The 22771-nt window shown below is 40.2% G+C and carries 18 protein-coding genes; 9 read left to right on the forward strand and 9 right to left on the reverse strand.

Annotated features, from left to right (window positions below):
* Positions 1-67 precede the first annotated feature (67 nt).
* The 8 genes from B4A24_RS05790 (at position 68) to B4A24_RS05825 (ending at position 8255) form a co-directional block, all read left to right on the forward strand.
* Positions 68-1198 (forward strand): SH3 domain-containing protein, encoded by a 1131-nt coding sequence (locus B4A24_RS05790; protein ID WP_293943485.1) that lies wholly within the window; start codon positions 68-70, stop codon positions 1196-1198.
* A gap of 144 nt (positions 1199-1342) precedes the next feature.
* Entirely contained in the window at positions 1343-1819 is a 477-nt protein-coding gene (locus B4A24_RS05795) for a hypothetical protein (RefSeq protein WP_246250322.1), read from the forward strand.
* A gap of 9 nt (positions 1820-1828) precedes the next feature.
* Positions 1829-2293, forward strand: coding sequence for a hypothetical protein (locus B4A24_RS05800; protein ID WP_293943488.1), 465 nt, complete (start codon positions 1829-1831; stop codon positions 2291-2293).
* Between the two features lie 481 nt (positions 2294-2774).
* A complete protein-coding gene (locus tag B4A24_RS05805; RefSeq protein WP_293943489.1) occupies positions 2775-3752 on the forward strand; it encodes a D-2-hydroxyacid dehydrogenase family protein in 978 nt (325 codons plus the stop codon).
* A gap of 213 nt (positions 3753-3965) precedes the next feature.
* Positions 3966-5012 carry an aminotransferase class I/II-fold pyridoxal phosphate-dependent enzyme gene (locus B4A24_RS05810; RefSeq protein ID WP_293943490.1) on the forward strand — a complete coding sequence of 349 codons (1047 nt, stop codon included), beginning with the start codon at positions 3966-3968 and terminating at the stop codon, positions 5010-5012.
* A 247-nt stretch (positions 5013-5259) separates the two neighbouring features.
* Entirely contained in the window at positions 5260-5544 is a 285-nt protein-coding gene (locus B4A24_RS05815; RefSeq protein WP_028071165.1) for an HU family DNA-binding protein, read from the forward strand.
* 17 nt (positions 5545-5561) lie between these two features.
* The gene (locus B4A24_RS05820) at positions 5562-6398 is read left to right on the forward strand and encodes a tetratricopeptide repeat protein (RefSeq protein ID WP_172392479.1); all 837 of its coding nucleotides are present in this window, start codon (positions 5562-5564) and stop codon (positions 6396-6398) included.
* Positions 6399-6701: 303 nt separating this feature from the next.
* Positions 6702-8255: an Rne/Rng family ribonuclease gene (locus B4A24_RS05825; RefSeq protein ID WP_077436961.1), complete on the forward strand. Its 1554-nt coding sequence runs from the start codon at positions 6702-6704 to the stop codon at positions 8253-8255.
* A 50-nt stretch (positions 8256-8305) separates the two neighbouring features.
* On the opposite strand, the gene miaA is transcribed toward B4A24_RS05825, so the two are convergent.
* The 3 genes from miaA to B4A24_RS05840 all read right to left on the reverse strand — a co-directional run bounded on the left by miaA (position 8306) and on the right by B4A24_RS05840 (position 11219).
* Positions 8306-9205 carry a tRNA (adenosine(37)-N6)-dimethylallyltransferase MiaA gene (miaA, locus tag B4A24_RS05830; protein ID WP_293943494.1) on the reverse strand — a complete coding sequence of 300 codons (900 nt, stop codon included), beginning with the start codon at positions 9203-9205 and terminating at the stop codon, positions 8306-8308.
* Positions 9202-10374 carry a Gfo/Idh/MocA family protein gene (locus B4A24_RS05835; RefSeq protein ID WP_172392477.1) on the reverse strand — a complete coding sequence of 391 codons (1173 nt, stop codon included), beginning with the start codon at positions 10372-10374 and terminating at the stop codon, positions 9202-9204. Before B4A24_RS05835 ends, miaA begins: the two co-directional genes overlap by 4 nt.
* 65 nt (positions 10375-10439) lie before the next feature.
* Positions 10440-11219, reverse strand: coding sequence for a hypothetical protein (locus B4A24_RS05840; RefSeq protein WP_293943496.1), 780 nt, complete (start codon positions 11217-11219; stop codon positions 10440-10442).
* Positions 11220-11481: 262 nt separating this feature from the next.
* Here B4A24_RS05840 and def point away from each other — a divergent pair, with 262 nt between their 5' ends.
* Positions 11482-12063, forward strand: coding sequence for a peptide deformylase (gene def, locus B4A24_RS05845; protein WP_293943498.1), 582 nt, complete (start codon positions 11482-11484; stop codon positions 12061-12063).
* A gap of 56 nt (positions 12064-12119) precedes the next feature.
* Here the strand turns inward: def and B4A24_RS05850 are convergent, their stop codons facing one another.
* The 6 genes from B4A24_RS05850 to B4A24_RS05875 all read right to left on the reverse strand — a co-directional run bounded on the left by B4A24_RS05850 (position 12120) and on the right by B4A24_RS05875 (position 21934).
* Positions 12120-12731: a trimeric intracellular cation channel family protein gene (locus B4A24_RS05850; protein ID WP_293943500.1), complete on the reverse strand. Its 612-nt coding sequence runs from the start codon at positions 12729-12731 to the stop codon at positions 12120-12122.
* A gap of 67 nt (positions 12732-12798) precedes the next feature.
* Positions 12799-15159 (reverse strand): GAF domain-containing protein, encoded by a 2361-nt coding sequence (locus B4A24_RS05855; RefSeq protein WP_293943502.1) that lies wholly within the window; start codon positions 15157-15159, stop codon positions 12799-12801.
* 13 nt (positions 15160-15172) lie between these two features.
* Entirely contained in the window at positions 15173-17782 is a 2610-nt protein-coding gene (locus B4A24_RS05860; RefSeq protein WP_293943505.1) for a BamA/TamA family outer membrane protein, read from the reverse strand.
* Positions 17783-17787: 5 nt separating this feature from the next.
* Complete coding sequence (locus B4A24_RS05865) at positions 17788-18684, reverse strand: hypothetical protein (RefSeq protein ID WP_293943508.1); 897 nt, start codon at positions 18682-18684, stop codon at positions 17788-17790.
* 4 nt (positions 18685-18688) lie between these two features.
* On the reverse strand, positions 18689-20701 hold the full coding sequence (gene ppk1 / locus B4A24_RS05870; protein WP_293943510.1) for a polyphosphate kinase 1: 2013 nt from the start codon (positions 20699-20701) through the stop codon (positions 18689-18691).
* Positions 20702-20749: 48 nt separating this feature from the next.
* Positions 20750-21934: a Pycsar system effector family protein gene (locus tag B4A24_RS05875; RefSeq protein ID WP_293943512.1), complete on the reverse strand. Its 1185-nt coding sequence runs from the start codon at positions 21932-21934 to the stop codon at positions 20750-20752.
* Positions 21935-22771 lie beyond the last annotated feature (837 nt).

Genomic DNA, 22771 nt, shown 5'->3' on the forward strand with positions numbered 1-22771 from the left:
AGCAATAGAGGAGACCCCCTGAATACCAGTATTTTTTTTCGGTATAGGAATCGCTATCTTCACTTACATGAAAAGACTGCTATTTTTACCCTCGTGTATGCTTGTCGGAAGCATTATTTCTTTCGGAATGTCAAGTTGTGGTGACGGCGCAAAAAAGACGGCTAACCCGAAGAGCGATTCGATTAAAATGGATGCAACAGCGGACAAGGATACCGTAATAGTTGAGAAATTTCCACCGATGCCAATTAACTATGACCAGACAAAAGTATTGAAAAACCTCTATGTGATTGACCGGTCAGGTGTTGAGCTACGCCAGGGCGCGGACGAAAATGCGCCAGCACTAGGAAGGTACCCTTTCGGTACAAAGCTGGATGTCATCGGTGAAGAGGGTGAATGGATTGCTGTGATGGACCGCATTCAGCGGGATTATAAAGGCGCGAATGGCGAAGACAATGACATAACACAGTGGGAGAAAGTATATGTGGCGAAATCTAAATTGGGCAAACAGGACAAAATTACAATATCACCCAAGGATTTAAATATTATTGTCTCACAAACGGTGAACGGAAAGGAAAGCTATTACGAAAAAGGACATCCTTTGGATCAGCACCTTTTTTTGGAATTAATAGATGAGGAAACTTTTTTGGCCGCTCGAAATACGGCACAAGACTATCTGATCAAAGACACACTGTCATATCCAAAAAACGGAAAGATTTTGGAGCTGCCACTAGTAAATGGAAAAAAAATGACATTCACAGACAAGGATATAGACAATGAATTTGAATCTAGCTATTCGTATATGGGACATTACGATTTCCTAAATGCCTTTGCCGTTGAGGGGAATTACTGGGAAAGCGCTGATGTGCGCCTATTTGATCGGCAGGATGGTCATCTTATCGTGGAATGTGGTGATTATCCTTTCTTTTCTGTAGACAAGAAATACCTGATGACTTTGCATGCTGATCCGTACGAATCGACGGGAGATCTACAACTCTTCCACGTGAAACAAGGCAAAGTGAGCCCGATGCTTTCAATAAGTTTTAAACAATGGATGCCGACTTGGAAGGAGGAACTGATGTTCTGGGGCAAAGATGGGTACATCTATACCGCGGCCAACCACGTGAATGGTTATTGGGGCGATGAAGGAAGGTTGAGTGAAAGGTCTCAGTTTATCAGAATTAAGTTGCTTAAGCCTTAAAAAAGTATCAAACAGTTCTTTTTATTGATTTAATTTTGCGGATATCAGACTAAGGTGACACTGTTTTTCTGTTTTAAGTAAAACTATTCTGGGCGGCGCCTGTTGTATTCCATAAAATAAGATTATAGTTTGTAATTTAGCTGGATGAAACTAAAAACACTATCGTTATTTATCGTACTATGTTGTTCATTCTTTCTAGTAAACGCACAGAAAAAAGCTTGGGAGGAACATAATAGATGGATCTGGGGACCTTCGGTGGGATACCAGTATCAGAATGGTAATTTTCTAAAAGTTTCGGGTTGGGGCCTATTTGCACCCAACGACTTTCAGTACATGAAAATAGATGCTGGGGCTAATTTTAGCTGGATGGAAAATAAAACAACCGTAATTCCCGAACTGGGGTTTACCTATTATCTGAATGATTTTGTCCTGTTCCCGTTTGTCAAGGCTGAATTAACGCCTTATACCATCACTCCTAAGGTCGGAGCAAGTTTATTCTCTATTGTGGACTTGGGTGTAGGCTATGGATTCGATTACAACACGAAGAAGAATTTCAAGCCAATAGATGGTTTTACAGTATCTGTAGGGGTGAATATACCTTTGAATTATCATCTTTATTAATCAGGAATTATGCAAAATAGAAGTATACTTTGGATTGGCTGTATGATTATTTTGCTTGCTTTTGGAAAAAAGGCAGTGGCGCAGGATCATCTGATCGGTCCAACCCTCAGTTACCAGTTTCAAAAGGGAAGTATCATTAAAACGGGAGCGTATTTTGCATTTCCATTCTTGGGCGATAACATTCTGCGGGCAGATGCCACCGCCAACTTCACCTGGACTCAAAAGAAATTTGCGGTCATTCCAGAAGGGGCCATCACATATTATCCTCAAACCTATGTACTGACTCCGTTTGTGCGTACGGAAATAACGCCTTATACCTTTACACCCAAATTGGGTGTCAGCCTGGCGACACTTCTGGATATTGATTTTGGATATGGTTTTTCCATTAAAGACAAAAAGGATTATCGGCCGATGAAGGGGTTTGCCGTGTCTCTAAGATTCAGTATTCCGCTGAACTATAGATTCAATATGTAAATTCCTTTCGCATTCAAAACATTTCTTTGATTGCTCACCGCCTTCCAAATAATGAAGCCTAATTTGTATTTATATGATTTAATGACCTCGTAAATAGAGGCGTATGAACTAGCTTCAGATTACTGATTTAGCCAATTTTTGAAAGCAGTGACTTTCTCTCTCGAAACGATAAGTTCGTCAGATTCGTAATGCTTGAGGTATATTTTTAATCTGGCATTCGCGTGTATGGCAATCGTTTTTATCGCATCAAATTATATGATGGCGCTTCGGTTAAACCTGAAAAAATCTTTGGGTGACAATTGTGGCGTCAATGCATCTAGTGTTTAGCCTAAGGACATAAGCAATTGCGTCTACGAAAAAGAGTGGATGAAATGTCAAAATATCATGACGAAATGTAGTATTCCGATTTTATGCTGTAAATTAATGTTTGAAATGAAAACCGGTCACCATAAACGATCGGTGTAAATTAAGTCACAGAAAGATGCGAATTACCATTTTAGATGACTATCAAGACGCTGTCCGACAGTTGGATTGTTTCAAAATACTTGATGGTCATGATGTTCAGATATTGAAACAATCCTATACAGATCCCCATGAATTGGCGGAAAAACTTAAAAACACAGAAGCGTTGGTGCTGATCAGGGAACGGACGAAAATCTCTGCTGAGCTGCTTAGTAAGCTGCCAAACCTCCGGCTTATCAGCCAAACCGGAAAAATTTCTAATCATCTTGATCTGGAGACCTGTAATGCTTATCAGGTTGCTGTCGCAGAAAGTGCGGGATCCCCAACCGCTCCCGCCGAACTGACCTGGCTATTAATTATGAATGCTTTGCGGAAACTACCGCAAGCGATTGCAGCAATGCAAATAGGGCAATGGCAAATGAATATCGGGCAGTCAGTGGCAGGAAAAACAGTGGGGATATGGGGCTACGGTAAGATAGGCCGGCTGATCGCCCAATATGCCAAAGCCTTTGGTGCGGAAGTGATCGTATGGGGCAGCGAATGTTCACGGGAAGAGGCGGTGAAGGATGGATTCTTAGCAGCATCCAGTAAATCAGATTTTTTCCATTTTGCCGATGTAGTAACCTTGCACCTGCGATTGGTGCCACAAACTCGAGGTATCGTAAAACTGGAAGACCTAAGGTCCATGAAATCTTCGGCGCTATTCGTGAATACTTCGCGTGCGGAGTTGGTTGAACAAGGGGCGTTGCTGGACGCGTTGAAAACGGGAACTCCAGGCGCCGCTGCTCTGGACGTCTATGAGTCCGAACCGATCACGGATCCCAATTATCCATTGTTGCAAATGCCCAATGTCATCTGTTCTCCCCATTTAGGCTATGTGGAAGAAGATGGCTATGAACAGCTGTTTAGGTTAGCATTTGAAAATATTGTTAATTTCGCACAAGGAACACCACAGCATATCGCCAATCCGGAAGTACTTACAGCTTCCCCCAGATAGGCAGGTCAGAGCAATTAACGAGCTTTCTGGGGTACCAATCGACTCTTCGTTCATTGGCAAATGAAGCAAGTAAAAGACACCTGAAATGCTACTCTTTGGTCATAAGTGGAGCTGAGGATTAGGGACGAATGTTTCTGTTACAATTTGATAGGCCAATCCAAATGCGTATTATTGATTACAATACCCTGCATGCAGCAGGACTCCATGGTTAAAATGAAAAATTTCACAAAACTTGATCAGCCTACCGGGCGGTCCATATATCTGGATGAAAAGGAATACCTCTTTTTTGGGGGGACCTCCTATCTGGGGCTGGCAACGGATAAAGCATATGCCGAACTTTTTATTGAGGGAGTAAGACGGTATGGTGTTAATAATGGGACTTCGCGCAATAATAATGTTCAGCAGGCTATATTTGATCAAGCTGAACAATATGCGGCCATGCGGTTTGGTTTTGGTGCCGGATTATTGCTGTCAAGCGGCTATTTGGCGACCCAATTTGTTGTCAAAATGTTATCAAAGGAGGGCGAGCTGCTTTACGCTCCCTCCTGCCATCCCTCTTTATGGCTTGACGTAAATCCTGCTGTAACGGGCGATTTTAACGCTTGGAGTTTAAGTACAGTGGACTATATCAATCAATCCAGAGCGACCTCTTTTGTTGTCGTGAGCAATAGCTTGGATAATATGACACCTGAACGATATGACTTCTCGGTTTTTAAGAACGTTTCGGCAACGAAGAAAGTTACATTAATCCTGGATGATTCTCACGGTATTGGTATACTGCGTGAAAATGACATTTCGATCGCTGACCGTGGTTTTCTAGGGGAAAATATAGAATTGATTGTTGTTGCTTCCTTGGCAAAGGGCCTAGCGACAGATGCGGGACTGATCTTGGCCAGTGCGAAACGGATTGAACAGTTTAAAAAATCAAATTTTTATACGGGAGCCTCTCCCAGTTCCCCCGCGAGCCTCTTTGCTTTTTTAAATGCGGAACACATCTATCGTAAACAATTTGAAAAATTGCAGGCGAATATTCGCTATTTCGGATCACTTTCGGACGAATATTTAAATAGCATTGCCAATTTTCCAGTCTTTTCTTCCAATGATACGAGCCTATATGCAAGGCTGATGGAAGCCGGTATACTGGTCTCGAGTTTCCCCTATCCACTTCCTACAGACCCATTATTGAATAGGATTGTGGTCAATGCACATCATACATCCGAAGATTTGGACCGTATTAGTCATGCAATTGGCATATCTTGAATTTTCTATGACATCCAATGAATCAACTTGTTGTAAATTAGGAAATTGTTTTTATTTTTGAGATTTATTTCAGCATTTGTTGGATGTGAAATCGCGTTAATTGATTGTAAATGTTTGGCTTTTGGAAGGTTATTTATCAAAAAAGTGTTTAAATAATTTCCATTCCTCATTTTAAAACAATACTTTTGCATCCCCAAACATTAGTTGGCTTAAGGGTTGAAAAATAAATAATTACAGTAAAATAGATATGACTAAAGCAGAAATTATTGCAGAAATCTCTAACAAAACTGGCTTAGAGAAGGTAGATGTTCAAGAGACCGTAGAGGCGTTCTTCAAAGTTGTCAAAAACGCAATGATCGGAGGAGAAAATGTATATGTAAGAGGTTTTGGTAGCTTCGTAGTCAAAAAAAGAGCTGAGAAGACTGCAAGAAACATTTCAAAAAATACAGCAATCATTATTCCAGAGCATTTTGTCCCTAGCTTCAAGCCAGCTAAGATTTTCGTTGAGAAAGTAAAAAATGGCAATAAATAATCTTAAAATAGATTAAAATGGCAAAAACCAAACAAATAATAGTCATAGGAGCAGTTGTAGCCTTGGTTGCTGTGCTATTTGCGCAGCCTATTAAAGGTTTGGTGGACAAAGAAAAACAAACTGCTGCAGCATCTGAATCGAAACCTTCCAATGAAGTAAACTTGGAAAATATCTCTTCGATGACAAAACAAGGTTTAGATGCTAGTTTAGTCAAAGAAATTTCCGATATTGAGGCCCAAGTTGCAAAAGCTTCTGGTGAAGATAAGGTAAAGCTGTTGCAACAGTTGGCAGATAAGTGGGACGACGTCGCAAAACCAGCCCCTCAGGCATTTGTGTATGAGGAAATGGCAAAGGTTTCCCCTCAATTTGAATATTGGTTGAAAGCCGGTAATGCTTATCGTGCTGCTTATACGAATTTGCAAGATTCTACTTTAGCCCAAGCACTCAATCAAAATGCAATTCATGCGTATGAGGCAGCGCTAAAAGCGAATTCAAGTAGTCTGGATGCAAAAACAGGATTAGGTGCCGCAATGGTATCAGGAACAAACAACCCAATGGCAGGTATTGCTTTATTACGGGAAGTTGTTGCTGCTGATCCTAAAAACTTAGAAGCGAATAAAACTTTGGGATTGTTTTCATTACAGTCCCGTCAGTTTGACAAAGCTATCGAGCGTTTTAAGACCGTTATCGATCAGAAGCCCGATGCAGAGTCATACTTTTACTTAGCCACAGGCTATGAAAATATTGGGATGAAAAAAGAGGCCGTTACTGCTTTTCAAAAAAGTAAAGAGTTGGCTGCTGATCCATCCCTATCACAATTCATTGATCGCAAGATTGCGGAATTGAGCAAGTAATTAATTTATTATTTTATAATCATTAAAAAATTTAGCTATGCCAAGCGGAAAAAAAAGAAAAAGACACAAGATGGCTACTCACAAACGTAAAAAACGTTTAAGAAAAAATAGACACAAGAAAAAATAATCTTGTGATAAGCTTTTAAACATCTTGGCCCATTTTGCTGAGATAGCTTTACGAAACGATCTACATGTCTTTATGGATGTGTAGATTGTTTTTTTCGTAACAACGTTCTTTAAATGTTTAATCGGATACCAAAAATTGCGATAGGATATTGCATAGGTATCAAAAATGAGTAGCTTTTGGTAAAGGAATTAATTATCGATTCAACTCCTGATAAAGGGGTAACTATTGCTTTACTACAAGACAAGCAGCTCGTTGAACTTAACCGTGAGCCCGCAAATAACAATTTTGCCGTTGGGGATATTTATCTCGGACGGATTAAGCGGATTATGCCGGGGCTAAATGCGGCTTTCGTAGATGTAGGCTACGAAAAGGACGCTTTTCTACACTATTTAGATTTGGGTCCCCAAGTTCAATCTTTGCTAAAGCTTACGCGTATCGTAAAGAATGGCAGTTATCAAGAGAAACTGCTCAATAGTTTAAAACTTGAAAAGGATATCGATAAAGCTGGTAAGATCTCTGATGTCTTGAGCAAAAATATGCTCGTGCCAGTACAAATCGCCAAAGAACCCATCTCAACAAAAGGACCTCGTCTGAGCTCAGACCTTTCAATTGCAGGTCGTTTTGTCGTTTTGGTGCCTTTCTCAAGTACTGTTTCCATTTCCAAGCGTATCAAAGGTAGTAACGAACGCAACCGCCTCAAAAAGATTGTCGAAGGTATTAAACCAGCTAATTTTGGTGTAATCATCCGTACAGTCTCCGAAGGAAAGGGTGTTGAAGAACTGCAACGTGACTTATTGGACCTGATCTCAAAATGGGAGCTATTTACCAAACGTCTTCGTAATGCTGAACCACCACAAAAGGTTCTCGGCGAAATGGATCGTGCATCCACTATTCTACGGGATATCCTAACGGATGAGTTCTCGCATATTTATGTTAATGATCCTTCGATCTTCGAAGAAACAAAATCATATATACACGATATATCTCCAGATCTGGAGAAAATTGTAAAGCTTTACAAACATAAAGAACCAATTTTCGACCATTTCGGAGTTGAAAAGCAAATCAAGGCAGCTTTTGGCAAGACTGTTACTTTGCCTGGCGGCGCGTATCTCGTTATTGAGCATACCGAAGCCCTGCATGTAATCGATGTCAATAGTGGTAACCGTTCTGCTAATAAGGAGAATCAGGAAGATAATGCATTGCTGGTCAATATGGAAGCAGCAAAGGAAATTGCGCGGCAACTGCGCCTGCGTGATATGGGGGGAATTGTAGTCATCGATTTCATTGATATGCATAAACCCAATCACCGAAAAGAGTTGTATACATTCTTAAAAGAATGTATGGTGTCGGATAGGGCGAGGCATACGATTTTGCCACCAAGTAAATTTGGCCTGGTGCAGATTACCCGTCAGCGTGTAAGACCTGAAATGAATATTGTTACAAACGAGAAATGTCCGGCTTGTGATGGTACAGGTGAAATCCGATCAAGTATTGTCCTAATGGATGATATTGAAAATAATTTGAGTTTTATTCTTCAAGAACAGAATGAGAAAAAGGTGACCTTATGTGTTCACCCGTACATAGACGCCTACATTAAGTCTGGTTTGATTTCTAAAAGAATGAAATGGTTTATGAAGTACGGTAAATGGATTAAAGTAAATCCAATGACGTCATATTATCTAACTGAATTCCACTTTTTCAATGCGAAAGACGAGGAAATCAAGTTATAATAGAAAGAGATTAACGAAAAGGGTTAGTAGTCATACTAGCCCTTTTTTGTTTATATCCAATGGATTTTGATCCCATCTTTTTCCATTTTTCGGAAGTAAGTCATTTGACGTTTGGCATACCGGTGTATTTCCGTTTCCAGTTTGGTGAAGAAGGTCGTATAATCCACTTGCCCAAGGAGATATAAGGAGGCATACTTGTACTCTAAACCATAATATTGCAGCTGGTCATGAGAAACTCCCTCGGTCAGTAATTGTTCGACTTCTTGTAGAAAACCGCTTTTGATTCGCTCTTTCAATCGCTTACTAATACTTTCCCGCCTTTTTTCTAATGGTGGATTTAAACCAATGACAAGAGCTTCTGGAGCTTGCTGTTTGGCTTTGAACTCTGGGTTTTGTTGGAGAAATTCCAGTATCTCGATGGCACGGACAATACGTTTACTCGTGGAATGGTCTATCTGAAAATCCAACGGACATGCATAGGTGCTTAGTAGTTCCATCAATTCAGGTGTTGTCTTCCCAGCGAGAGACTCTTTGAACCCTATTATACTGGGAATTAGTGCATAGGGAGTCTGTTGGATAACACTCTGCAAATATAAACCCGTTCCGCCGCAGAGGATCGTGTGCTTGCCCTTTTTTAAAATGGACTGATGGGCTTGATGGAAGTCTGCAATAAAATTTCCAAGATTGTATTTTGCTCCCGGTTCTTGTATATCGATGAGATGATATGGAATGCCTTGGTATTCAGTAAGGTCTTTTCCAGTTCCAATATCCATTCGTCGATAAATTTGACGGGAATCGGCACTGATAATTTCGGCATCAATTTGTTGGGCAAGTTGTACTGCCAGTTTGGTCTTGCCGGAGGCTGTGGGCCCTAGGATAACGATAACTTTCTCTTTTGGAACTGATTGTTGTTCCAAAAGAGAAAGTATAGGTTTTAGTCTGTCTATCACAGAACAAATTTAGTCCATTTTTCTGTTCCTTCATTATTTTTTACGACAGTATCAATGAAGGCCATACCTCTGACGCCGTCATAAACTGTTGGAAAGTCTTGTTCTTCCGCGGTTGGAGTTCTTCCTTCACGTTTTGCAGTAACTGTTGCCGCAAAGTTGCGATAGATATTAGCGAAAGATTCCAATAGACCTTCTGGGTGACCAGCAGGCACACGTGTGTTATGCGTTGCAAACGAACTCAATGTATACGGCGCAGCGTATGCATTTCCTGTACGATACAGCTGGCGAGGCTGATCAAGCATTTTGATGATGAGGTTGTTCGGGTCTTCATTGGCCCATTCCAACCCGCCTTTTTCGCCATAAATACGTATACGAACAGCGTTCTCTTCTCCTGCCGAGATTTGTGATGCCATTAATACGCCTTTGGCACCGTTTTGGAAACGCAATAATACGGAGCCATCATCATCCAATAATCGGCCTTCAACAAATGTTGTTAAATCAGCACATAACTCTTCGATTTTTAATCCCGACACATATTCCGCAAGATGAGCTACGTGTGTACCGATATCACCCATGACCAACGACTTGCCCGAGCGTTTTGGATCCGCGCGCCAAGCCGCGCCAGCATTGCCTTCGCGTTCGGTTAAACGACTCAACCAGCCCTGTGGATATTCAACAACAATTTTTCTTATTTTACCAAAGTGACCTTCTTTTACCATCGCTTTGGCCTGCTTTACCATCGGATAACCTGAATAGGTATGCGTCAAACATAATGTACGGCCCGTACGCTCTACAGTCTCCTGTAATTCTTTTGCTTCTTCAACAGATACAGTCATTGGCTTTTCAACAACAACATCGAAGCCTTTTTCCAAAGCTAATTTAGCTGGAGCAAAATGTAGAAAGTTTGGAGTAACGATCGTTACAAAATCCATACGCTCCCCCTCAGGAAGCAAAGATTCTTTTTCGATCATCTCTTCGTAATTGAGATAGACACGCTCAGGAGCTACAAATAAGTCTTCTCCAGATTGTTTTGAAATCTGTGGATCAATGCTAAATGCGCCACAAACCAATTCAATCTTTCCATCCATAAAAGCGGCGATGCGGTGTACAGCACCAATAAAGGCGTCATTTCCGCCTCCGACCATACCCATGCGAAGTTTTCTCTTCATAACGTTATTATTTTTTGATTATTTATTTTTCAAATTATTACAGTGTACAATATACACAATTTAGCTTATTTTATATATAAAATCATCTTGATGCTTCCCATGTTTTCCTTTGGAAAGCCAAGTGGAGCCTGATCCATTAATACAATCAGCTCTTCTTCGTTACGATAAGTATATCTATGCGCTCCTGTAACCCAGAAGGTGATAGGAGCTGTAATTTCTTTTATCGTGAAACCGATTTTTTCTAAGGAAGAATGCTGATTCCAGTCCCTGTCGGTATAAGTCATGATATCCCCTGGGGAAAAGTCTTTCGAAAAAGCCTTGATTAATTTGCTTAATCCGCCAATCACGTTATATCCAGATTTATTGCAAAAGCGCAATAACTCAAAAGAACGGTATTCGTCATTTTTATCGTTCATACGGCGCCCTCCGGAAAAAACAGCTATGGATACGAGTTCGCCCTGCTCATATAGTCCGTATCTGTATTTTCCCGGAAGTGGAGTTTGTAAGTGATGTTCCACGAGGAACTGCTGACTTACTTTTTTATCAATCCGTGCAACGATTGTTTTCCGTGCGTAAATACGACGATTATTCTTCCATTTGGCAACGATGCGCTGAACAATGAGGTCGAATTTTTGTGCTAATATATCCTCGTCTATATGAATGCCCTCTTCGGGCCCCTGAAACCGTAAACGTCTTTCGTTGGGATAAAGAAAGATCTTTTTTGTTAATTCAGAAGAATCAATTTGTAGATATCCATCTAGTTCGATCAGGGGTAACCGCACTGCTAGGTGACGTTCAAGTTCGATTTTGAACCGAATAACAAGATCTTTAAAAGATGGATTCATAAAACAAAAGTAACTCTTATGGAAGTTCTGGCGAAATATTCGCTTTTAATAATTATCCGTATCTTTGTGCAAAATATGATTGTACTGTGAAATATCCATGCTTAAAAAGCATAACACCGATGCGGGCTAAGCAGCTGCAGGCGAAAAAAAATTTGTGGTATATAATTTATACAGCATATTCATAGGACTTTAAAAAACAAACTAAGTGCAACGAGTTCATTTGTACCAATGACAATCGACACTTATAAATAATTATTTATATATGAAACTTCCGATAGTGGCGTATGGCGACCCTGTATTACGAAAGGTTGCTGAGGAAATAGATGAAGACTATCCTGATTTAAAGAAATTGATAGATGATATGTTTGATACCATGTATGCTGCACATGGTGTTGGAATTGCGGCGCCGCAAGTAGGCTTGCCAATACGTATGTTTGTTATTGATGCGACGCCGTTTGCAGAAGATGACGAAGAGAATAAAGAAATGCTCAAATCTTTCAAAAGAGTTTTCATCAATCCAATTATGGTCGAGGAGTCTGGTGAAAAATGGGCTTTTGGCGAAGGCTGCCTAAGTATTCCTGATATTAATGAAGACGTACTTCGTCATAAAAATATTCGTATCAATTATTTGGACGAGAATTTTGAGGAGCACGAAGTGGACCTGACTGGATTGGCAGCGCGTGTTGTTCAACACGAATATGATCATCTTGAAGGGAAGCTGTTTACAGACAAATTGAGTACGCTTAAGAAAACGATGTTGAAAGGTAAATTGGATGCGATTGCCAAAGGAAATATCCGGGTGAGCTATAAAATGAAATTTCCACAGCAAAAGAGGAAGCGTTAGTCCAAACTAACGCTTTTTTTATTTTATAGATAGCGATATCTTTCCAATCTTCCCTCTCAATCCAATCGAGGAAGATATAACCTATACTTAACCGCGGTCATTCGAATCAGGAAAACAACACCGGCAGCAATAATAGCTGCCCAGGACAAATCAAGGTCGAGGTGAACAAGCAAAATATAAATTAATCCGCCCGCCAAACAGGCGGTAGCATAGACCTCCTTTTTGAAGATCAAAGGCGTCTCATTGAGGAGGATATCTCGTATCATACCCCCACATACAGCGGTAAACATACCAAAGATGATGGCTGCATAGACATTGCTTTCGTAGTTCAACGACTTTTGCACGCCTAAGATGGTGAAGAAACTGATTCCTATCGCATCAAAAAGTGTCAGGGTTCGATAATAACCATAGAGCTGCCTATTGAAGATGATCGCAATTAAAATGCCTAAGAATATCGCAATAAGATAATTGCTGTCATTTACCCAAGCGGGGCGTAAATTTAGAAACACATCGCGCATGGATCCGCCACCAATAGCCGTCACAAAGCCCAAGAATGCAGCCCCAAAAATATCGATGTCCTTACGCTTCGCGGATAAAGTGCCCGATATCGCAAAAAATAAGGTGCCAAGCAAATCGCTTAAGTAAAAATAGTTGGCATCAGTTATCATCGTAATACTGTTATTAAAATAATTCCCCTATTTACGCTCTACTAAATCGAGAGAGATTTCTGCAAATTTAGGAGAAATCTCGGTAGTTTAAGTTTACTGTAAGACGAATAGCTTTCAAACCTACAATTCCTTGCACGTCCTCCAGTTTGAGGTGTTCTACGGTACTTTCAATGATGCCCATATCATAAATAGCCTGTATACTTAGATTAAGGTCTTCTAGGATCTCATCCGAAAGATAGACAATGGCAATCTTGTTGACCTGGGTGAGCCTTTCCTTGGTCCGTTTTACCCGTATTTTATCTATTCTTTTTTTGATGATTTCGTAACGGATATTCAATGATCCTTCAACATCAAATCGACGTTCGTCTTCCCGAAAGCTGATATCAATACTGTGTGGGTTGATGAAAATAAGCTGTGTAGTCTCCAAAGGAATTGGTAAATCCTGTTTTGCGTGATGTGCTTTCAGTGCAATACGGGCCATAGAGATAATCTGCTGTCGCCTAAAGATATTGATAAATTCTTTGCTAAAGGTCTGCTGTGGTGTAATGGATTCTCCTATATAGATATCGTACTCGATACCGTCGGTTCTGAATTTTTGAAAATATGATGGATAATTGCCCTGGATGAAACTGTTGAAATGATTGAGCTCCTTACTGATGATATGATTTATCTTCCATAATGAGGTTTCAAATTCATTTCTATAAAATTCTCCGGTTTCACGATTGGTGAAAAAGTGCTTGGCATAATGTTCGATAATGGCCTGCTTTGTTGAGAACTCTCTTCTCGCCGCCTCAAGAAATGGTTGTACATCTTTTCTGAAGAATTCAATGATCTTGACCATGGATTCATCAAAGGAGATTTGGTCTAGCGACCCAGTAATCTGGTCTACGCGTTTTGAAAAATCAATAAGGAGCTGATATTTGCCGTCCCTGGAAAGTTCGTCAATGAGAAGAGCCAGTTGTTTCACTTTGAAACTAAAATCTTTTAAAATAGATGCATTGCGGATGACGGTAGAATCTTTTACATCTATAGCACCATACAGTGGATAGACTTCTTCGAAGATAACAGGTGTGATATGTGCATTCTGTTCATCATTTTCCAGTTCCTGAATATATTGAGCTGCAACATGATTAAACTTCCATTGTACGGCCGGCTGGATCGTTGTAAACCGGTTAATAATAATCTCGTCTATGCGTTTCTTGAACTCTGTCGTGACGTCATATGATAGCTGAGACAATAGCGGCACAAGCGCGCGAAGGGATTGAATGGTTTCATTATCCAGTTGATCCAATTGATGACTGTAAACTTCCATAATCCCGGACAAAGTATGGTTATGTATCAATGGAATACACCGATAGGTCTTGACGCCGGACGCCTTGATTCGTTCATCAAAAAAGGATGTTGTATTTTTAATGGCATCCATGGTATTGTAAAAAATAAGATGCGGATGTTTTAAGTAGTTTGCAACTTGCGGATTGATGTTGGTATAACTGTTGCTGGCGTATGCTTCGGAAATTAAAATACTTTTATTTGTAATGGAATAATCAAAAAAAGGTAGGCCATTTAACTGAAACAATGGGAATAGGTTAAAAATTGTACCCCTGCCCTTTAGGATCGGAGCGATAATTTTCTCCAGATCTGATAAAAAGAGATGGTAGTTGTATGTTGCAAGATCCAATAAAATAGACTGTATTCTCTTAATAGTATGTTCGAGGCTACTTTTTTTGACAGTGAGAATGGTGAACCCGGATAATTCAAAATCTTCTATCTTAATTGCATTAACGACATGATTCCAGTCGAACAAAGAAGCATCATTGGTGTTTTTGGTCAGATTTCCCAAATCGAATTTAGGAAGTTCTTTTTTTGGTTTAATATCAACAAATTTGAAATCTATATTTAGATCATAATAATCGATGATTTCGCCCTTTTCATTTAAATGATGATAAACAATTGTATTATTTTCTTTAGTAGGCAGCCCGTATAATCGTTCGAAAATAAGCGTATATATCAATTTTTCCTGGTTGTTCAGGTTATCTCCATCTTGCATTTGATCCTGAATATCCTGTTCCTCCAATTTATTTTTCCAGAGGTCAAAAAAAGCATCAGTCCCATAAAACGTTTCTTCTGCAAGTGGCGTAGCGAGCGCCCAATATCGTTTAGGATCTGTATCTATAAGCGATACTGAAAGGCTATAGATGAGCTGTAAAATATCTTTATAGGCACTTAAGTTGTGTTTCGATAGTTTCCCGCTGACATGTTCAATTTCTTTTATCCGCTCCAGCGCAAATAATGGAATCACGTCATCAGAAGATACGCCACTTTCGGTAAAGGATTCTAGGTATCGAAAAAAAGGTTCAAAATGAAGTTTTTTTTCGAGCTTATATAATGTGTTTTTGTTTTTTGTTAGTTGTACTTTCCTTATTTCCATTTATTAAATACGTTTAAAAGCGGAAGCCTGTACTAAAATAAGGATACCAGCCTTCATTGGATTTGGCCATCACGAAGTGAAGGGGCAAGGCATTTGCCACGATATAATAAAGTCCGCCGCCGAATCCTTGGTGGATAGAGGAGCTGTTATGGTCTTTTGCCCAGACTTTTCCGATATCATACATGCCCATGAGGCCCAGCTCCCCAGGCAGAACGTAGCTTTTAATATCATGGATCTTAACACGGGCCTCCAGGTTATTGTAGACCATTTGTTCCCCAGCAAATCTGTATTGGCGATAGCCACGTAGATTCTCATGACCACCAAGAAAAAGATATTGATAGAATGTAGGGTTACCCACGACCGTTCCTCCTCCTACCCTGTTGGCAAATATAATACCTTCATTAATTGCACTAAAATAACCTGTCATTTCTGCACTTAACTGTGCTGAATGCCGCGAATATTTATTTAAGCCTAAATAGGATTGCAGCGCAGCCTTAATAAATACTCCTTTACTGGGATTGACTTTACGATTACGAGTATCTTGTGTTAGAAAAGCATTTAATCCGGCGAAGGCCTTGTCATTGGTAATGGAGAGACTGTCATAGGAATGCAGTGCCTGCGGATTTAAGATAAAACGATCTTGATTTTCAATGGGATCCAGATGATAGAACTGGATATGGGGGCCAATAGCGTAATTTAGCGTAGATGATGGGTGCCATCTCAGTAGCGGATTGATATTGAAAATATTGAATCGGCTACGGTAATACTTTGCCCCATACTGATCTTTTAAAAACAAGGAATTGTTGCCCACGCCAAAAAAGTTTTGCGTATTGTCGGGCGCTTTTGCTAGTGCGTCAATGACGAAGTCGGCATTGCCTATGACATCTTCCCATTCACCGCGATAATGAATTTTATAGGCACCTGTCCGGAATGCCGTAGCGACTGTAATCTGTTGTTTATAGGTAAAGGGCACTTTCCTAAATCCCCGCTGATGGGTATATGCTGCGCCAACCCCCAAAGAAAAACCATCATCAGCATTGTAACCAGCTGTTAACAATGGTAACCAGGAATTGTATAAATTCACGGGAACAAACGCTGTATTCACGCTATCTTTACCGCGATGTAACTTGATTCGGTTTTTTTCTCCCAAAAACGTTGAATTGGATGTATTCTCATAGAGCTTTATCTTTGATTTGCTATTGTCGATTACATAGGTCTTTGGCAGACTATCACCAATAATTCGCAGTTTTATCGGAGAATTGGTATTATTTATTGACAACGAGTCCTGACCCTCAGAAAGATATAATCGGATCTCTTTCGTCAAATTTTTCTCGTAAACTTTGTCCATAAAAGTTTTAGTCACCTGTCCATTTTTGTTGATTTTGGATACCTTGATTTTTAAACCCTTGTCTTTGGTGCTGACGATCTCTACCTTTTCGTTCTTATCGCTGAAATGGATATCTACAATATTATTGATAAAGCGATAATATTGTTCCATTGCCGTGGGAAGGGCATCACGTCTGCTCTGAAGGGTGCGGAAAATCTGTTCGCCCCGAATGGCTATGGATGACTGGGGTAAGCTGTTGACAGACTGCCGGAGTACTGAATCGGTCAATCGGGCGACAAACTGATCTACTTCTTTTGTCCATTCTTTGTGGGAGAGCTGGTTGCTGGGGTGGGCATTTAAAAACCTGGATTTAAAAAGGGAGTATCTGATATTTGGAATGCCCATTGTAAATCCTTGCATAACAGGATTTACAAATCGTTGGTAAATATCTTTCATCAAGAATCCCTGTGTAACACGTAAGGCCTGATCGCGGTCACGGGGAATGGGAATATAGTCTTTGTCTTTATCGTTCGTATCCTGATTTTCATTATACCAGCGCCATTGGTCCTCATGACGATCCCAATCGCTTACCATCACGTCCAACATGCGTGCTCTGAGGTATGCCTTGGGTTTAAAATTATCGTCATTGTCTTCCTGGAGTTTGCGCACCGCTTTAGCACTATTATCAGAGTCGCCCAGCGGTTCCCGTTCTTCCAATAGGGCAACAGTATTTTCGAATAGTGCTGCGTATTCGCCAAGGATTGGATCTGGTGCGACGAATCCTATAATAGGATGTGCATGTGGGACATTGACAGCATTAGCCAGTGCCGGGATCATCAGCGCGGAATAAGGGTGTTGCGCACTTGTCGCATCATCCAAGACATCCTGTACAAAGGTTCCGTGCAATTCTTCTGGAATCAAAGATTCTGTTCGTTTATTTACTGATCGAAGGGCCCATTCTCTTCCTGTTGTATCTGTCAATCGAAGTGACACGGATTGCATACCCCCTCCCTGTTTGATAGGCGTTAGACCTCCAAATAATTTAGATAGCTGAAGTATCGGTAATGAGGTCTCGGCAGCCCATTCTTTGCGGTAGTTTTCTCCCAGAAATGATTTTTTAAATTTGCCCGCCTGTCCATACTTTGCATTTGCTACGACAGTAGTACTGTCTTTTATCACGGCTTGTGTCAAAGGTTTGTCTTTGTGTGCCTCAGCTGCCAAGGTCGACTTGTTCTTCTGCTGGGAATAAGCTTGTGCGGTGAAAAAAAGTAAAAGGAATGGTAAGACCCGTTGCATGCTTATTATTTTTCAAATTTATAAATGATTCCTTTGTCCTGATCACCGGCTTCACTACTGATATAAAGATTGGATTTTGAATCAAAGTTGATCCCTTCTGGTTGAGGAAATAGTTTTGGATCCAGCGGCGTTAAGGATTTGACTTTGAAGTTTTCGTCCGTTACAACGAGCGCCTTGTCAATGGAGGATAAAATATACCATTCATTGCTATCGGTTTTCTTTGCAAGTGCTGAAGGTTTGAAGGTCTTTTTAATCTCGGGATTAAGTTTCTTTAGCTCATCGACTTGGATCGAAAATTCGCCTTTTGGACTGAATTTGCCATCAGTTCCAATGGAAAAAATATATCCAGTTGTTTGTGATTGTTTTTTGTCGACCCGGCATTCTTTGCAGAGAACATAGGCGAGGTTAGCTGCTTTATCTACATAAAGTCCTTCATATTCGCCCTTGGGAAGAATGTCTTTTTGCTCAGCGACCGCCTGTATGTTATCTTTATCTGTCCTTGGAAAGGAATAGACACTGCCATTGCTCTTTAAAACAAAGAAATGTGTTTTGCTAATACCAATGTCTTCGTAATCACCATCTTTTCCGAATTGGCTGAATGTGAGCTTCTGTGTAGGCAAATGATATTTAAAAAGTAATCCTTGTTCATCTTGAATGGCATAAATCTTTTCATCCTGCCCCTCTAGAAATGCGATCCCTGATATTTCGAGCAGCTCATTGGGTAAACTTATCTTTTCGCCGGACTGCAATTTATAAGGAATTGCCTGTTGCGGTTTTTTGTCTGCTGTTGTGTCCGTAAAATTAGCTGTGCCTTCTTTGTTTGCATTACTTGGGTTGCAAGCTAGTAATACCGTGGAAATTATTCCCAATGCAAAAGCTGATAGTCGTGTTGAGTTTTTCATCAATTTAGTTGTTTAAGTAATCAACAATTTGTTGTTGCGATTTATTGCCAATCGGATGTGCTATAGGGATGTTTTGTCCCAGGTCATCAATAAAAGTAGCTTCGATATCGTCAGCGAACTGGATTTCGAAGAGCTGCTGTATCTTTTTGGATAATACTGTTTCCAGTATCGGGAAACAGGTTTCTATCCGACGGTAAATATTGCGATCCATCCAATCTGAAGAGCCTAGATACACCTTTGTATCATCGCCATAGTGAAATATAAAGATTCTCCCATGCTCTAAATAGCGACCTACGATCCGTTTAACTTTGATATGTTCACTTAAACCTTTTACTTGAGGTTTAAGCCGGCAGATTCCTCTGACTAACAATTGTACCTTTACACCGGCTTGGCTAGCTTCATACAATTTATTGATTAACGATTCTTCCTCTAAATTGTTTAACTTAATTTTTATCGAAGTAGCTATGCCTAGCTTGAGTTGAGCAATTGCTTCGTCGATCAGCCCGATGAAAGTCTGCTTTAGATTGAATTGTGCTACCAATAGGTGCTGAAATAAAATATCTGTTGGACTGCTTGGTTTTTTTCTATTGGGTAAAAACTCAAAAAGCTGGCCTAGTTCCGCTGTCAGCAGATTATTGGATGTCATCAAAAAATAATCGGTATACACGGTGGCGGTCTTCTCATTTAAGTTGCCAGTCCCGAATAGAGCGCTTTCTTTTCCATCTTTTCGTTTGACAAGTGCAATTTTAGCATGCACTTTGAGATTGGGGATACTATAGCTGATTCTCACCCCCTGTTCCTTCATAATTCTGGACCAATGTATATTATTGGCTTCGTCGAAACGTGCTTTTAATTCAACAAACACATTCACTTTCTTGCCATTCTTTGCTGCAGTAGCCAGCGCCTGGGCGATACGCGAATCACCAGCAATTCGATAGAGTGTAGTGTGGATTTCCACAACCTCGGGATCGATAGCCGCTTCATTAAAAAATCGAAGAATGGGATCAAATGATTCATAAGGAGTACAGATCAATATATCCTTCTGATCGAGCTGGTCAAAAAAGGAATGTTCGAAATCCTGATGTTCTTCTATCTGTTGCTGTTTCGGGAAGGACAATGCTTCCCGTTTTATTGGGAAGGAGAAAAAGTCCTTCAGATTATGGTAATATCCTCCCGCGACAACACTACTTTTTCGTAGGTCAAAAAGAACTGCAAGTCTTTCGACGAGCTGGTCTGGAAAACCCGGCTGATGTAAGAATCGGGTTGCGTAACCAAGATCTCTTTTATTGACTTCTGCCTCTATTTTCTGAGCGATATCACCATCAAATTCATCTTGCAAATTAAGCTCAGCATCCCGCGTGATTTTAAAGGAGTAAAAATTTAAACTCTTGCCTTTTATTACGTTGGGTAAAAATAGTTTAATGATATCGTCGATGAATACAACATATGTTTTGGAATTGGCCTGACAGGTGAAGAACCGATTAATGCGATCTGCGGGTATATTGACGATGAACAGATCAGCCGTATTATTGTCTGTCAGTGCAAAGTACAGGCGGTTGTTGATCGGGAAAAAAGTGAATTCTTCGTTAACTGGAATGATTTGCAGATAAGAAGCAATCGTGCTAAAAAAATATTTGGCTGCAAGCGATTTTACAGCTAATGGAATCTCTTGGTTATAGATTAGGATAATATTTTCGGCAGCTAACTGCTGAATAATATCAGTTAAAAAGAGTCCAAATTTTTCCTGTTGTTTATCGATAATTTTGGATGCTTTTTTATACGTTCCAATATCGAGATTCGGGACGACTTGGTCAGTTGTCTTTTTTTTAATTTTCTTCCATGCCATCAATACAGGCATCCGTACACGGTAGAACTCATCTAAGTTTGACGAAAAAATGGCGAGGAACTGTAATTTCTCCAACAATGGTACTGCCGGGCGCCCAGCTTCGGTAAGTACCCTGTCATTAAAGGAAAGCCAACTGATATCTCTATTGATATATAGGTCTTTTTTTTTCATTCGAAAAATAATCTAAGGAATAATGCGGTTAAAAGAGCTGTATCTATCTTATAAGAGTGTTGCAATAACAAATGAAATAACAGAGATGACCAGGCCAAACATAAAGATGCCATAAGCATAACGTAATAACTTGTATTTTCTGCCCAGAACGACACCCTGGGAATAAACGTCTTTTGTAAGCATACCGTATAAAAACTCCGAGTCGATCATTACTTTTTGCATCCCATCATTATAGTCGTCGAGTTTCATTTTGTAGAAGTTCCCGAAAAATAATAGATTGACGGTTTTATTCTCGATCTCTTGTTTTGAAAATTTTCCAGCAGGTATTTTGGGGATAGTCGATAATATGGCCATAACCATAGTTGCCACAACGATGACAGTGAGGATAATCGTTGGGAAGATTAGATGCTCGTTACTATCTAATTTTCTAAATAGTACTGCAATAACAACGGATAGAATAATAGAATTGACAGTTAATAATATGTTGGCTTTATTGTCAGCCATGTCGCTCAGGCGCTGGTTGTTGGACGATGTTATCCGAAACATCGTCTCTATACCACGTTCGGGTTTGGCGCTTTTGTCTTTCTCTTTTTTTGTTTCTTTTTTGTCTTCTTTTTTCTTGGCCTTAGATTTTTCCTGTTTTCGTTCGAGTTCTTTTAAGTTCTGTTCTTTTTTAGCGTTGAGCTTTTGTTGCGCGTAATCCGTATGGTAATGATGGCTGGACAAGAGTTTTATCGTGCCTGCACGCCAGACATCTTTGTCAATTTCTTTTCCCAATACAGCTTCGGCTTCGGCTTTCATAAGCTTGTTCCTGTTTTCAAAGTCATCATTACCAAAATGGAACAAGTCAGCATCACAGAGAATTTGTTCCAGTAGGTTGTTTGGGTCCTGAGGCATTCGTGTAGCTAGGATGCAGCCTTTGATTTTTTCTTTAACATCTTCGGATATGCCTTTATCTTTCAGAAAGTCCAAAGCGATTTCCACGCTTATTTTCTCATGGCCAATCGCGTTGTCAGATTTTACATAACCTAGATCATGAAAATAAGCAGCGCTGATCACGATAAAATGATCTTCATTGTTTAACTTATAAAACGATGAAATTTCTTCTGCCGCCTTTACTACTGAATGTGTGTGTAGGCTGTTGTGAAAACAATGGCAAGAAGATATGTTTTCCACAATATAAGTATTAGAATAGTGCTCTATCTGTTTTAAAAGCTCGTTATAATCTATCATGACCAATATGATGTTTATTTAGAATAAAAGTATTCAATATCTTTAACATCTTATATACATTTGCCCTCTTTTCGTAATTTTTTGATCTAGTTCAAGTTTATTGTTGCACTCACCCGCACAGTGCTATCCACCTCTAATTGCGCTAGCTGCTCCGATCTGCTCTGCGTAGCGTATGGCCATAACTTGTATAGCCCACAGTCCTTTGTTGCTGCCTTCCAACGCTCATCCGTTTTTATGTGATAGTCCCTTCCGGTGAGGCTCTTTTGTCGCCCCTTGTACCATTCTTTTCAGTTCACGGTCTCCATACTTGTGATCATTCTCGATTCCATTTGTTCCCAGCCCTTGTTCAACTGCTTTTTTGAAGCCCCGACGCAGGTCGGCTCCTACTCATACGATCTGACGCGTTTTTCCCTGTGCCTGCATGGTCGAAGTTTGTCTTTCTCGATCCTAATATACCGCACTATCGGTTATATACCGTTCCGAAAAACCATTCAGAATTCGTTTTCCTGAAGATGTAATCTCGAAATACCTAAACATGCTCCGTTCATCTCCCTGCATTCGTTCTTTATGGTCGGGTTACTTTCGGAGCTCTTTTACATCGGGATTCCTATTCGCCACGGGCCGCGACTTTTCCTGCCGTTATATCATAGCGATAGCGGATGGAATCATTTTTCCCTGCAATGTTCCATTGTAAATTCTATAAAACGGCATCCGATAGCCTTTTTCTGCTGCTCGTTCCTGTGGTTAAAGGTCTGTTGGAGCTGTCCTGCAAAAAGAATCGGTCAAGTTCACAGGTAGTTAAGGATATATTGAAATAAATAAGAACAAAAGGCTTGG

The organism is Sphingobacterium sp. UBA7249 (genome assembly GCF_002472835.1).
GTDB lineage: Bacteria > Bacteroidota > Bacteroidia > Sphingobacteriales > Sphingobacteriaceae > Sphingobacterium > Sphingobacterium prati.

Coding starts and splice junctions, on each gene's coding strand:
- ppk1 (WP_293943510.1), bottom strand. CDS start 20,701: ATGAAAAAAAAAGACCTATATATCAATAGAGATATCAGTTGGCTTTCC.
- B4A24_RS05835 (WP_172392477.1), bottom strand. CDS start 10,374: ATGAAGAGAAAACTTCGCATGGGTATGGTCGGAGGCGGAAATGACGCC.
- B4A24_RS05850 (WP_293943500.1), bottom strand. CDS start 12,731: ATGATAACTGATGCCAACTATTTTTACTTAAGCGATTTGCTTGGCACC.
- B4A24_RS05805 (WP_293943489.1), top strand. CDS start 2,775: ATGCGAATTACCATTTTAGATGACTATCAAGACGCTGTCCGACAGTTG.
- B4A24_RS05840 (WP_293943496.1), bottom strand. CDS start 11,219: ATGAATCCATCTTTTAAAGATCTTGTTATTCGGTTCAAAATCGAACTT.
- B4A24_RS05875 (WP_293943512.1), bottom strand. CDS start 21,934: ATGATAGATTATAACGAGCTTTTAAAACAGATAGAGCACTATTCTAAT.
- B4A24_RS05820 (WP_172392479.1), top strand. CDS start 5,562: ATGGCAAAAACCAAACAAATAATAGTCATAGGAGCAGTTGTAGCCTTG.
- B4A24_RS05860 (WP_293943505.1), bottom strand. CDS start 17,782: ATGCAACGGGTCTTACCATTCCTTTTACTTTTTTTCACCGCACAAGCT.
- B4A24_RS05865 (WP_293943508.1), bottom strand. CDS start 18,684: ATGAAAAACTCAACACGACTATCAGCTTTTGCATTGGGAATAATTTCC.
- B4A24_RS05790 (WP_293943485.1), top strand. CDS start 68: ATGAAAAGACTGCTATTTTTACCCTCGTGTATGCTTGTCGGAAGCATT.
- B4A24_RS05810 (WP_293943490.1), top strand. CDS start 3,966: ATGAAAAATTTCACAAAACTTGATCAGCCTACCGGGCGGTCCATATAT.
- B4A24_RS05815 (WP_028071165.1), top strand. CDS start 5,260: ATGACTAAAGCAGAAATTATTGCAGAAATCTCTAACAAAACTGGCTTA.
- B4A24_RS05855 (WP_293943502.1), bottom strand. CDS start 15,159: ATGGAAATAAGGAAAGTACAACTAACAAAAAACAAAAACACATTATAT.
- B4A24_RS05795 (WP_246250322.1), top strand. CDS start 1,343: ATGAAACTAAAAACACTATCGTTATTTATCGTACTATGTTGTTCATTC.
- def (WP_293943498.1), top strand. CDS start 11,482: ATGAAACTTCCGATAGTGGCGTATGGCGACCCTGTATTACGAAAGGTT.
- B4A24_RS05800 (WP_293943488.1), top strand. CDS start 1,829: ATGCAAAATAGAAGTATACTTTGGATTGGCTGTATGATTATTTTGCTT.